This window comes from Syntrophaceae bacterium, from assembly GCA_013177795.1.
Classification (GTDB): Bacteria; Desulfobacterota; Syntrophia; order Syntrophales; family UBA2192; genus UBA2192.
This window is the reverse complement of record JABLXY010000004.1, coordinates 472,192-484,318: the sequence shown is the minus strand read 5'-3', so window position 1 is coordinate 484,318 and position 12,127 is coordinate 472,192. Positions and strand designations below refer to the sequence as shown.

Here is a 12,127-nt window from a genome sequence, read left to right as displayed (position 1 = left end):
GTTACTCCCGCACCATGGCCGACCCGCACTCGGGACACTTGACCGTGTAGCAGGGAACGCCGGGGGTGTGGGGCGTCTTGGTCCCGCAGTTCGGGCACAGGCAGTTCCCGCCGGGGCCCGCGCCCGCGCGGGTGCCTCCCATGCGTCCCCCGCCTCCGCCCGGGCCGCGGCCGCCTTCGGCACCTCGTCCGCCTCCCCGGCCTCCGCCTCCTGCACCGCGGCCGCCACCCTGTCCTGCTCCTTTTCCAAACGGCATGTCCAACCTCCTGTGTCGTCTATTTCGCTCCTGACTTGGCTCCGGCCGTCGGAACGCCCGTCGCCTTGTAGGTACCTCTCTTGAACCCTTCGACGGCCTCGCGAACCGTCCCGGACGCCCCCGTGTAGATGTCGATGCCTGCGGCCTGGAGTGTCTGAAAGGCGTTGGGTCCCACGTTACCCGTCAGAACGGCCTTCGCGCCGTGAGACGCGACGAGTTGGCCCGCCTGGATGCCGGCGCCGCCAGCCGCCCCGCCCGCGGCGTTGTCGACGGCCTCGAAGGCCATCGTTGCCGTGTCCACGAAGATGAAATAGCGGCAGCGGCCGAAGCGCGGGTCGACGTTCGAATCCAGGGTGTTTCCTTCCGCCGTCACGCAGACCCGCGTGTTCCCGGAAATCCCGGTCTTTTCCGCCCGTGCAAAGTCCCCCGGGGCGGCTGCGTGTTCATGATGGGAATCCCCGTGCGGATGGTCGCAGGAGCTGGGACCGCCCTCAAGAGTTCCGGAGAGGAACTGCTCGATCACGTTGTCGACAGGACCGCTCACCCCCTGCAGGGTCTTGATGCCGAGTTCCTGAAAGATATCCTGCGCCCGGGGCCCCATCCCCCCGGTGAGTACCACGTTGACGCCCTTTTCGTGAAGAAAGCGCGGGATGAAGCCGGGCTGGTGGCCCGGGTTGGGGATCGTGGCCCTGGCCTTGACCTTGCCGTCTTCGACGTCGATCAGCGTATAGGCCGGGCAGCGGCCGAAGTGGGCGGCAACGAAATTGCCGTCTGTTGAGATGGCGATCTTCATTTCTCGAGACACTCCTTTCAAACTGGACGGGGAGGCCCCTTCGCGAAGGGGCTCTCCCCTCAGGGAGGCAGATTCAATCTGCCGCTACTCTCTTTCGCCTTGCAGGGCGGCGAGGCGGTCCTCAAGGGCCTTCAGCCTCGACCGCAGAAAATCGGCTTCGCTTTTCAGCGCCTGTTTTTCGTCCTCCGCCGATACCGGGGCGCCCCAGACAGCCCAGCGCTGCCACCGGGGAAGCCCCGTGGCGTAATACTGGTTCCTCCAGCCCCTTCCGCCGCCGCGGCCGAAGAAGCCCCGGCCGCCGAAGAACGGCCTGCCGTAACCGGTCGCATAACCGGGAGCTGCGCAGAACCCCCTGCCGCCGCCCGTCATGGGGCCCATGCCCCTCGGACCTGTTCCGTCAAATCCTGGCATTGTACAAACCTCCTGATTGTTTTTTTCTTTTTTATTCTTTGCCCCTCGGGATGAACCGTCACGTTCTCTTCACGCCGGGGGCAGATGTTTCCCTGTATTCAATGAGACGGGGACGGGCATCCGTCTCCAGCACTTCCCGTTTTTTTGCGGGCCAGCCGGTGTTTGAAGCCGTCGCTTGTTCTCCTGCTCGGGCAGGCCGCAATCCGAAACGGACAGGCTTGGGCCTGACTTGACGCCGCGCAGTGCCTTGACGGCCCCCCAGATTGCGATGGCCTCCCGGACCAGCCACAGAATGTCCGAGAACCTGCCGCCCGCTCTCACCGGCGTGACGGTCCCCTTGCCGCCGCTGTCCCGTCGGCACTTGCCTCTGCCTCTCCCCATCCGGCGACCGAGACCCCTCGGACCCGTCCCATCATAATTCGGCATCGCCCTTGGCTCCTTGGCGTGATTTATCACAAATGAAAACCATTTTCATTTATCGGCAAAAATAAAATCTACCCCTTCCTGCATGCCGAGCACAGGCCGTAGAACTGGATGAGGTGATTGGTGATCGCGAAGTCGTATTTCTTCGACAGGCCCTCCTCCGTTTTCTTCAAAAGAGCGATCTCTTCGTCGATGAAGTCCCGGTAATTGATCACGTTGCCGCACCCCGTGCAGACGAGATGGTGGTGGTGGTCCTTGCCTTTCGGCCCCTCGGCCAGTTCAAACCGGGCCCTGCCGTCGCCGAAATCGAACTTGTAGACGAGACCGATGTTGACGAGCATGTCCAGGGTCCGGTACACGGATGTCAGGCCGATGGACGGGTAAATCTTGTGAACCTGAAGGTATATGTCCTCCGCGCTCAAATGCGCGTCCGTGCGGGACAAAACATCAAGTACGGCTTCACGCCCCAGGGTCATTCTGAACCCGCAACCCCTGACTTTTCCGTGGCACCATTGGTGCCCCCTCTTAAGATTCTCCATCACGAACGCCTAAATTGATATTGAAAACCATTTTCATTTGCAATCTACTCCCTCCTTCTTCCATTGTCAACTATTTTTTCAGGGTGCGAAGGGGCGATGGGGGCAGGGACGCAAAAGGCCCCGCATGCTCGAGCCGGGGCCTTTTGCCGATTTTCCGATTCTTTTGTGAGCGACCTGCTCACGATGCGGCGGAGCCTCAGGTCCCTTTTCCCGAGAGATCACAGGCCTCCGGCGTCTCCTCGAGGTGCTCGACGTTCTTTCCGAAAGGCCTCGATGCCGCCTCGTCACGGTCCGTCATGATGAGTTCCGCGGCGATGCCCGCCGCGTCGGTGATGATCTCCCTGCAGTACAGTGCGTGTTCCTTGCAGAGCCAGTTGTTCTGCCACTTCGTCGTGAGGTCGCGGCAGGCCGTGCAGCCGTACTTTTCGAAGAACTTGTTCGGGATCTGGTTGAAGAGGCGGTACAGGCCAGGCTTGCCGTAGAGCTGCTGGGCCGACTTCTTTGCCGCCTGCTTCGGGTCGGGGTCCTCGGGGAGCGTCGAGCGGCCGTGGACGCAGCCCACGGCGATGACGGCGCCCGTGATGGCCCCGCAGGTGTCCCCGTAGAGGCCCACGCCTCCCCCGAACCCGGTGGCGACCTTCTTGACCTCCGGCGGAAGCCCCGTGTCCACCAGCGCCAGGACCGCTTCGGTGACGCACTCCGTGCAGTTGTATCCGAGGGAAAAGTTCTTTCGTGCCCGTTGACGGATTGCCTCGATTTTCTCCTCTTTCGTCATGGTCCCGTCCCTCCCGTTTTTTTGTGGCTCATCCTAAGACCAATTTTCTGACAATATCAAGAATATTTTTCCCGGGGGGCGGCGGCCCGGCTGCCCGCGGCCTGCCGGGCGCGGCTCGCCGAGGCAGCCGGGGGAGAGACGCGTCGCGGGACGTTTCGCGCGGTTGATTTTTCCCTGGCGTTCATGTATGGACAGGTGGGGTCTGAAAAGGGCACCTGCCTTTCCTGTTCCCCGCCACGGAAGGGGTCTCCGACGGCGGGCTGGCCATCATCGAATCTTTGACAAGGAGGGAAAATCATGTCGTATCTGCAGAACGTCAAGAGGCCCGAGGATCTCAGCCAGGAGGACCTGGCCCGCTTCGTCGTCGACGCCTTCCACCGTGTGATCGTCCACTACACCATGTGGTTCATGGAAACAGAGCACCAGCTGGGTCTGGCGAAGTCCCTGGACATCTTGAAGGAGGCCCGCAAGAACAGCTACAATATTCAAATGGACCGCCTGTCCAAGACGCTGGGCTTTGCGATGAAGGACGGTGTGCCGAAGGTGCTTGCCGACATGCCGAAGGACCAGCTGATCAACCTCCTGAACAACGTGGGGATCAACTGGCTGGCCAACGACGGCGTCTGGTTCACCTGCGTCGAGGCGGCCCGCGACATGTTCGACGCCAAGCGCTGCAACGACTCCACCTGGACGCGCTTCTCCCCCTTCGAGGCATGGTCCATCAAGCAGTTCCTCGGCATGCCCGAGCAGCCGGGCATCGAGGGCCTGAAGGTGGCTCTGCAGTTCCGGATGTACGCCCGGATCAACGTCCAGTCCATCCTCGACGACGGCCCCAACGCCATCATCTTCCAGATGAACGACTGCCGCGTCCAGTCCGCGAGGAAGCGAAAGAAGCTCGACGATTACCCCTGCAAGTCGGCGGGTCTCGTGGAGTACACCACCTTTGCCGAGACGATCGACAGCCGCATCAAGACGGAGTGCATCGGCTGCCCGCCCGACAAGCACCCCGAGGAGTGGTTCTGCGCCTGGCGGTTCAGCATCCCCGAGAAGAAGTAGGCCTCAGGACACCGCGCCGGGACCGCTCATGAAAAAGCCGCTGCTCATGGACCTGGAGGAAAACGTCTTCCTTGAGGGCAATGCGCTCGTCGTCATCGACCGGCGGAGGCTCCCGCAGGAGATCGTCCGCCTGCGATGCCCCGACCACGAGGCCGTGGCGCGGGCCATCGAGGAGATGGCCGTCCAGGGGGCGGGGGACATCGCCATCACGGCGGGTTACGGCCTTTTCCTCGCGGCGCGGGCGGCCGAGCGGGGCGACCCGTCCCGCAGGGACGCGATGCTGCAAAAAGCGGCCGAGCGCCTCATCGCCACCCGGCCCACGGGCTACCACCTGGCGGCCCTCGTGAACAAGCTCATGCGCCGCGTTGGCGAGGCCGGGCCGGCGGCGCCGGCCTCCGAGGTCATCCTCGCGTCCCTGAAGAGGTCCCTGGAGGCGCAGCGCCGGATTTCCGAGGACACGGGGCGCCAAGCCGAGACGCTCCTGGCCCCGGGCGACCGCATCCTGACGCACTGCTTCCCGGGCCCGGCCCTGCTGTACATGCTGTGCTTCGCCCGCGAGAAGGGCAAGGACGTGCGGGTGCTCTGCACGGAGACGAGGCCCTACCTGCAGGGGGCGCGCCTCACGGCCTGGTCGGTGAGCGAGCTGGGCATCGACACGACGCTCATCACCGACAACATGGCCGCCTACTGCATGTCCAGGGGGATGGTGAGCAAGGTCTTCGCGGCGGCCGACCGGGTGGCCATGGACGGGGTCGTGGCCAACAAGGTGGGGACGCTGCAGCTGGCGATCTGTGCCGATCACTTCCGGATCCCCTTCTACATCCTCGCCTACGGGGGACCGGACGCGAAGACGCCGCGCGGCGCGGACATCCCCATCGAGGAGAGGGACCCGCGTGAGGTCCTCGAGTTCCGGGGCTCGCCGATCAGCGGCCCAGCCGTGAAGGGCTACTACCCGGCCTTCGACCTCACGCCGCCCGAACTGGTGACGGGAATTGTGACGGCACGGGGGGTGGAGCTGCGAAGGCGCTGAATGCGAAAGGGAGGCGATTCCGAGAACCGCCCCCCCTCGTTCTCGCCCGGGCTTCCGGGCCAACCGTTATCGTTCGATCACTGGTACAGGAGATCCCTCTCCGCTTCAGGGCCGACCTTTTCCACCGCGAGGGCCGACCCGGGGATCAGGTAGCTGCGCATCCGGCTGGGCAGGTAGACGAGGAACCAGGGGTCATCGGCCCTGTATTCGCCGCGCCTGCCGACGATCTTCCCCCGGGCTCCCTTCATCGGGTGCCCGGGATGGGTGACGCGGACAAAATCGCCGAGGTCCATGGTTTTTGATCCCCCTTGGCTTTTCGGGCAGGCCGAATGTAGCACAGCAGGGGGCACGAAACAATCAAAATAACGGCACGGACGCAGATTTCCAGACGCGGCTGTGACAAGGCTCGCCGCAGCATTCAGCGGCGATCGATCCAGAAATGCTCCTTTTCTTTCCTGACGCCTGTTGCCTTTGCCGTTCATCGGCGCAGGCCGGGGACGCAAGGCCGAGCGGTCGGAAAGGGTCGCATGGAGTGCATCGAACGCGAGGAGGGACACCGATGACAGACATCAAGATGCCCATTCATTTCCACGCCAACTACAAGGTCATCATCCGCACGAAGGACTGGGAGACGAGGGAACGGGCCCAGAAACTCACCGTCCGGGAGTTGACACCGGAGGAGCAGAGGGCCTCCTTCAAGGACCTCGCCGAGAAGGACATGCCGACCCACCAGGTCACGTTTTACGACTTCGGCTGCAAGCGGGTGATCGAGGGAAAGCTGCTGCAAAACGAGGAAGAGAAGATCGTTTTCCAGGTCCAGGAAAAGGAGTACGAGTTCTCGCACCTCAGGCCGCCGGCCGCCCGGGGCGATTGATCACCGGCTCGGCCCCCTTGCCCCCGCCCTCTCCCGCCGGGGGAGAGGGGAACGCAGAGGGAATCACGCCACGGCGCGCGTCTCTTCCGGTTTGTCGAGGATCTCGCGGATCTTCTTGGAGAGGTCGATGATGCTGAAGGGCTTCTGGATGAAGCCGCCGCAGCCGCGCGAGAGGATCTGTGCGGCCTGCCCGTTGAGACTGTAGCCGCTCGCCAGGAGGACCTTCACCGAGGGGTTGATGGCCTTCATCGCGTCGAACACCCTCCCGCCGCCCATCTCGGGCATGATCATGTCGAGGATCACCATGTCGATCTCGCCGGCCTTCTGCCGGTAGATCTCGATCGCCTCGGGCCCGCCGCGGGCCGCCAGCACCCGGTAACCCAGCGTCTTGAGCACCTCGATACCCACATCGAGGACGATGTCCTCGTCGTCGACGATGAGGATCGTCTCGGTCCCCCTGATGACCTGGCGGTCGAGCGAAGCATCCGCGACGGCCCCGCTCGAGGAGACGGGCAGGTAGAGGTTGAATGTCGTGCCGTGCCCCCGCTCGCTGTACAGGGTGATGAAGCCGCCGTGGTTGCGGATGATCCCGTAGGCCGACGCGAGGCCGAGGCCCGTCCCGCGGCCCCTGCCCTTCGTCGTGAAGAAGGGCTCGAAGACGCGCTGACGGGTCGCCTCGTCCATGCCGATCCCGGTGTCGGTGATGGAGACCTTCACGTAGCGGCCGGGCTTGGCCTTGTGTGGCTTCACATACTGCTCGTCGAGAATCATGTTCTGCGTCGCGAGGGTCAGCTCGCCTCCGCCGGGCATGGCCTGCCAAGCGTTGACGTACATGTTGAGGAGCACCTGCTCGATCTGCCCCCGGTCCGCATCGACGACCCAGAGACCCTCCTGCTCGCGGCGGGTGATCTTGATCTCCTTCTTGGTCCGGCCGAACATCTCCGAGGACTTGCGGAGCAGGTCGTTGAGATCCGTGGGCTTGACCTCGTACTTGCCGCCGCGGGCAAACCCCAGGAGCTGCCGCGTCAGCGTCGCGCCGCTGCGGATCATGTCCTCGATGCCCGTGAGGTGGACGGCGTGGGGGTGATCGGGGGTGACGTCCATGAGCATGAGCGACACGTGACCCTGGATGCCCATCAGGAGGTTGTTGAAATCGTGCGCGATCCCGCCGGCCAGCGTGCCGATGGCCTCCATCTTCTGCGCCTGCAGCAGCTGCGCCTCGAGCTGGCGGGTCTGCGTGATGTCGCGGGCGATGCCGCAGATGCCGCTGATCACGCCGGCGTCGTCGAACATGGGGACCTTCACGACGTGCAGCGTCACGGGCACGCCGTTGATCGTGTCGCTGTACTCGACCTCCACCATCTCGCCGTCGAGCACGCGGTAGTCCATCTCGCGGGTCCGCTGCTCGGTCTCTTCGCCGAACAGCTCCCCGTCGGAGAGCCCCACGATCTCGGAGGCGGGCTTCCCGAAGAGCGCCTCCATGCTCGGGTTGACCAGCACGTACTTCAGGGCGCGGTCCTTGATGAAGATGCAGTCCGGTGCCGTCTCGAAGATGGCGCGGAAGTTCTCCTCGCTCTTGCGCAGGGCCTCCTCGGCGAGCTTGCGCTCCGTGATGTCGTGGACCATGGCGATGACCCCGACGATCTCGCCGCGGGAGTTGCGGTACGGGGCGTAGGTGCCCGCAATCCAGCCCGTCTTGCCGCTCTGGGGCACGTAGTAGGTGAGGTCCGGCGCCGTGATCGTGGCCCCCTCGAGGGCCCGGTCCAGCAGCAGGTCCACGCCCTGCTCCCTCAGGTGGGGGAACACGTCGAAGGCGCTCACACCCAGGACCTCATCGGCGCGGAGCCCCGTCAGCTCCTCCATGAAGCGGTTCCAGACGATGAAGCGGAACTCCCGGTCGTAGACGATGATCCCCTCGTTGGCGCTGGAGATGATTTCCTTGTTGAACCGCTCGGACTCCCGCAGGGCCTTCTCGCTGCGCCGCCGCTGGGTGATGTCCTCGTAGACGGCGATGATCCGCCCCTCGCGGAGGGTCTCGCCGATCCGGGAGGCGTGGAGCCGCACGACGATCTCGCGGCCGTCCATGCGGCGGCAGGGGATCTCGGCGCTGCAGGTGCGCTGCCGGCGCAGCGTGGAGTAGAGGAACTTGCCGATGTCGTTGTACTCCTCGTCGCTGCGGTAGAGGATGCGGGTCGTCTTGCCGATGAGCTCCTCGGGGCGCCACCCGAAGACGGCGTCGACGGCGTCGTTGGCAAAGATGATGTGGCGCTTTGCAAGACCCAGCACCGCGTGCGGGATGGCGTCGAGGATCGAGGCCTCCAGGGCCTCGAGCTCCTGGAGCCTCCGGCTGCGCTCCTTCTGGGCCGTGATGTCCATGGAGTTGCCCAGGACGGCCCGCCTCCCCCTGTACTCGATGGGCGTGACGGTCTCCATGATCCAGCGGATCTGCCCGTCCTTCGTGATGATGCGGTACTCGTAGGGGGCCGACCGGTAGCCCTTGAGCATCGCGACGGCCTGCTCGAGGATCGCCTCCCGGTCCTCGGGGTGGACGATGTCGATGCTTCGCATGCCGATCATCTCGTCGGCGCTGTACCCCGCAAGCAGTGCGGCCTTTTCGTTGAGAAAGTCGAAGCGCCCGTCGAGGATGACGTAGATGCCGGCATGGGAGCTCTGCGCCAGGATTTCGTAGAGCTGGCGGGATTCGACCGGTTCGATCCGGGGAGGCGGTTCGCGGGAGTCCAGCTGTTTCCGGAGGGCCTCGATCTCTTCGATGAGCTGCTGTTTCGTTTTCCTGCTGGGGACGGCCATCTGCTCTCCCGGATAGACCGGTTTTGGTCGAGGCTGTGACATCGGAAACGGTGCGGCTGGGGTACCCGCAAGCGTGCAAATACTCTGCCAAGAAAAGCCGCCGGGACGACACCGGACGGGGCCATTCTATCCGCCCGGAATCCCGAGGAAAAGTTTGACTTCACCGCGACGCGTGCGTAGGATAGATGACGCTCGGGCGTCAGCAACCCGACCCCATGCAACAATCCTCTGACACGAGGCCCCGAAAGCTCCGCCGGCGCACATGACGAAACGCTTCCTCACCGCTCTTCTGCTGGTACTGGTGTCCGCCCTCTCTGCGGGACCGTCCGCCGCCGCGGAACCGGTCTTTCCCCGCCCCATCGGCGCCGTGAACGACTTCGCCAACGTGATCCCCGCGGCAGAGCGCGAATCCATGGAGAACCTCGCCCGGGAGGTTCTGCAGAAGACCGGGACGGCCGTCGTCGTGGCCACGGTGAGCAGCGTGGGTGACATGTCGCCCGACGAGTACGCGACCCGCCTCTACGAGTCCTGGGGCATCGGGAAAAAGGGCGAGGACAAGGGCGTGCTCATCCTGCTCGCCCTCAAGGAGCGGCGGGTGCGGATCGAGACGGGCTACGGCGTCGAGGGCATCCTGCCGGACGGGGTCGCGGGCGAGATCCTGCGCCTGCACGTCATCCCGCACCTGTCGCGGGGCGATTACGGCAAGGGGCTGTCCAACGCCATGGCGGCCGTTTCGGACGTGATCGCCCGCCAGGCCGGCGTGACGCTCACGGGCAGGCCCCCGATGCAGCCCGCCAGGCCGACGGGGGGGACGCCGGTGAGCCCCTTCACCATGATTCTGTTTTTCATCGTGGTCCTCCTGCTGCTCTTCACGGAGACGGGACGGTACATCCTCGCCATGCTCCTCTTCAACTGGTCCGGCGGCGGCCGGCGCTATGGGGGGGGCCGCTACGGAGGCAGCTGGGGGGGAGGCTCCTCCGGCGGCTTCGGGGGGTTCGGCGGGGGGTTCGGCGGGTTCGGGGGCGGGATGAGCGGCGGAGGCGGGGCAGGGGGAGACTTCTAGAAAGACAGAGGTTGAGAAGGTAAGAAGGTGTGAGGGTAAGAAAAAGACCGGGGATCATTCAGGAAGGGGTTTATGACCAAGGCACCGAAGACACCGCAGGAGGTATTCCCGGAGATCGTCGGGGATCTCAAGGGCATCTACGGAAACGGGCTGCTTTCCGTCATCCTCTACGGGAGCGGCGCACGGGGGGACTACATCGCCGGGAAATCGGACATCAATTTCCTCGTCGTCCTCGCGAAGGACGCGCCGGACGGCCTGGAGAAGCTTCTGCCCCTCATCCCGAAATGGAGGAAGAAGGCGGTCGCAACACCGGTGATCATGACAAAGGATTTCATCGGTTCCTCCCTCGATGCCTACCCGGTGGAGTTCCTGAACATGAAGCGGCACTACGAGGTCGCCTTCGGCGAGGACGTGCTCGCACAGCTCGCCTTCGATGAAAAGGCGCTGCGCCTCCAGTGCGAGCGGGAGCTGAAGGGGAAAGTGATGCTGCTGCGCACCCGCTTCCTGGAGACGGCGGACAAGGCGCAGGAGCTCCGGGCACTGCTGGCGGCATCGATCACGGCCTTCCTGTCCGTTTTCGTCGCCCTCCTCGCCCTGAAGGGCCGGGAGGCGCCCCGGGGAAGGCGGGAGATCGTGGCGGCGGTGGCCGAATCGTTCGGGATCGAGACAGCGCCCTTCCTGCGCTGCATCGACCTCCGCGAGGGCGAAAAGGGGTTGACCCTGCCGGAGCTCAGGGGCATCTTCCGGTCCTACACGGAACAGATCGAGAAGCTGATCGGGGCCGTCGACGCACCTGGGCCTTGAGAGACAATCCTCCCCGCGACGCCATGTCTCCCTCGACGGGGGCGGGTCCGGGGCAGGGAAAATCAGGTGGAAAGATCGGAATCATCCGGATAGAACGACAGGACAGACCAGATTGGAGGACCTATGGCAAAGAAAGGACTCTGGATTGCGCTGGCCGTGGCGGCCGTCATCGCCTTCTCCCTGTACGGCTTCGTCAAGGGGACCTACAACGAATTCGTCACCCTCGACGAGAAGGTCAAGTCGTCGTGGGCGCAGGTGGAGAACCAGCTCCAGCGCCGCTACGACCTGATCCCGAACCTCGTGGAAACTGTCAAGGGATACGCCAAGCAGGAGAGGGAAGTCTTCATCGAGGTAACGAACGCACGAGCGAAGGTGGGCGGGGCCGGGACGATCCCCGACAAGATCCAGGCCAACAACGAGCTCTCCTCGGCGCTGAGCCGGCTGCTTGTCGTCGTGGAGAACTACCCCGAGCTCAAGTCGAACCAGAACTTCCTCAAGCTGCAGGACGAGCTCGCCGGCACGGAGAACCGGATCGCCACGGAGCGGAGGCGGTACAACGAGGCCGTGCAGGCCTACAATATCAAGATCCGCAGCTTCCCGGCGAACCTCCTCGCGGGCCTCTTCGGGTTCTCCCCGGCAACGTTCTTCGAGGCGCCGGCGGCGGCGAGGACGGCCCCGCAGGTCAAGTTTTAGCAACCGGCACGGGCCGCAAGGCAAAGGGCGGAAGGAAATGCGTTACTCTGACGGGACATGCCGGTTGTCATGCACAGCGGCGCTTGCCTTGTCGCTGGCTGCGTTTGCGTTGACGCTCGCCGGGTGCGAGTCAACCCCGGTGTGGAAGGACGTCCTTTCGAAGGAAGGCGGGTTTTCGGTCTCGATGCCGGGCACGCCGGCCGAGAAGCGCCAGGCCTTTCAGACTGCGGCCGGACCCGTGGAGGCACACTTCTTCACGGTGGAGGCCGACGGCGGCGGCACGGTCTACATGGTGGTCTACGGAGACTACCCCGAGGCCCTCACGGCGACGAGCGACAGGGAGATGCTGCTCGATGCGGCACGGGACGGCGCTGTAGGCAATATCCGGGGCACCCTGCTGGGCGAACGCAGAATCTCGATGGGGAGTCACCCGGGGCGGGAGCTGCAGGTGCTGTCCTCCGACGGGAGGCTTGCCCTGCAGATGCGCATCTACATCGTCAACAACCGGCAGTACCAGGTGGTGGCGGTGACGCCGAAGGAGACCCGCTCGACGGCGGACAGGGACCGGTTCCTCGACTCCTTCAGGCTGACGGGGAATTGAG

12 protein-coding genes and 1 pseudogene are annotated in these 12,127 nt (G+C 64.5%); 7 read left to right on the top strand and 6 right to left on the bottom strand.

The annotated features are described in order from the left end of the window. Position 1: 1 nt before the first annotated feature. The 4 genes and pseudogenes from HPY67_16420 to HPY67_16405 all read right to left on the bottom strand — a co-directional run bounded on the left by HPY67_16420 (position 2) and on the right by HPY67_16405 (position 3,197). Positions 2-1,049: pseudogene (locus HPY67_16420) on the bottom strand (hypothetical protein). Between the two features lie 84 nt (positions 1,050-1,133). Then, positions 1,134-1,460 (bottom strand): DUF5320 domain-containing protein, encoded by a 327-nt coding sequence (locus HPY67_16415; GenBank protein ID NPV06299.1) that lies wholly within the window; start codon positions 1,458-1,460, stop codon positions 1,134-1,136. Between the two features lie 494 nt (positions 1,461-1,954). After that, positions 1,955-2,422: a transcriptional repressor gene (locus tag HPY67_16410; protein NPV06298.1), complete on the bottom strand. Its 468-nt coding sequence runs from the start codon at positions 2,420-2,422 to the stop codon at positions 1,955-1,957. Positions 2,423-2,618: 196 nt separating this feature from the next. Further along, the gene (locus tag HPY67_16405; protein ID NPV06297.1) at positions 2,619-3,197 is read right to left on the bottom strand and encodes a C_GCAxxG_C_C family protein; all 579 of its coding nucleotides are present in this window, start codon (positions 3,195-3,197) and stop codon (positions 2,619-2,621) included. Positions 3,198-3,494: 297 nt separating this feature from the next. On the opposite strand from HPY67_16405, the gene HPY67_16400 reads away from it, so the two are divergent. Beyond that, positions 3,495-4,253 carry a cytosolic protein gene (locus tag HPY67_16400; protein NPV06296.1) on the top strand — a complete coding sequence of 253 codons (759 nt, stop codon included), beginning with the start codon at positions 3,495-3,497 and terminating at the stop codon, positions 4,251-4,253. A 28-nt stretch (positions 4,254-4,281) separates the two neighbouring features. Next, entirely contained in the window at positions 4,282-5,283 is a 1,002-nt protein-coding gene (locus tag HPY67_16395) for a s-methyl-5-thioribose-1-phosphate isomerase (protein NPV06295.1), read from the top strand. A 77-nt stretch (positions 5,284-5,360) separates the two neighbouring features. Here HPY67_16395 and HPY67_16390 read toward each other — a convergent pair whose 3' ends face one another. After that, complete coding sequence (locus tag HPY67_16390) at positions 5,361-5,576, bottom strand: hypothetical protein (GenBank protein ID NPV06294.1); 216 nt, start codon at positions 5,574-5,576, stop codon at positions 5,361-5,363. Between the two features lie 266 nt (positions 5,577-5,842). Here HPY67_16390 and HPY67_16385 point away from each other — a divergent pair, with 266 nt between their 5' ends. Beyond that, positions 5,843-6,157 (top strand): hypothetical protein, encoded by a 315-nt coding sequence (locus tag HPY67_16385; GenBank protein NPV06293.1) that lies wholly within the window; start codon positions 5,843-5,845, stop codon positions 6,155-6,157. A gap of 63 nt (positions 6,158-6,220) precedes the next feature. On the opposite strand, the gene HPY67_16380 is transcribed toward HPY67_16385, so the two are convergent. After that, positions 6,221-8,965: a PAS domain S-box protein gene (locus HPY67_16380; GenBank protein NPV06292.1), complete on the bottom strand. Its 2,745-nt coding sequence runs from the start codon at positions 8,963-8,965 to the stop codon at positions 6,221-6,223. Positions 8,966-9,227: 262 nt separating this feature from the next. On the opposite strand from HPY67_16380, the gene HPY67_16375 reads away from it, so the two are divergent. The 4 genes from HPY67_16375 (at position 9,228) to HPY67_16360 (ending at position 12,126) form a co-directional block, all read left to right on the top strand. After that, complete coding sequence (locus HPY67_16375; GenBank protein ID NPV06291.1) at positions 9,228-10,028, top strand: TPM domain-containing protein; 801 nt, start codon at positions 9,228-9,230, stop codon at positions 10,026-10,028. A gap of 72 nt (positions 10,029-10,100) precedes the next feature. Beyond that, positions 10,101-10,832, top strand: a complete 732-nt coding sequence (locus tag HPY67_16370) for a nucleotidyltransferase domain-containing protein (protein NPV06290.1) — start codon at positions 10,101-10,103, stop codon at positions 10,830-10,832. A gap of 123 nt (positions 10,833-10,955) precedes the next feature. Further along, positions 10,956-11,525: a LemA family protein gene (locus tag HPY67_16365; protein NPV06289.1), complete on the top strand. Its 570-nt coding sequence runs from the start codon at positions 10,956-10,958 to the stop codon at positions 11,523-11,525. 139 nt (positions 11,526-11,664) lie between these two features. Further along, positions 11,665-12,126 (top strand): hypothetical protein, encoded by a 462-nt coding sequence (locus tag HPY67_16360; protein ID NPV06288.1) that lies wholly within the window; start codon positions 11,665-11,667, stop codon positions 12,124-12,126. The last annotated feature ends 1 nt before the right edge of the window (position 12,127 follow it).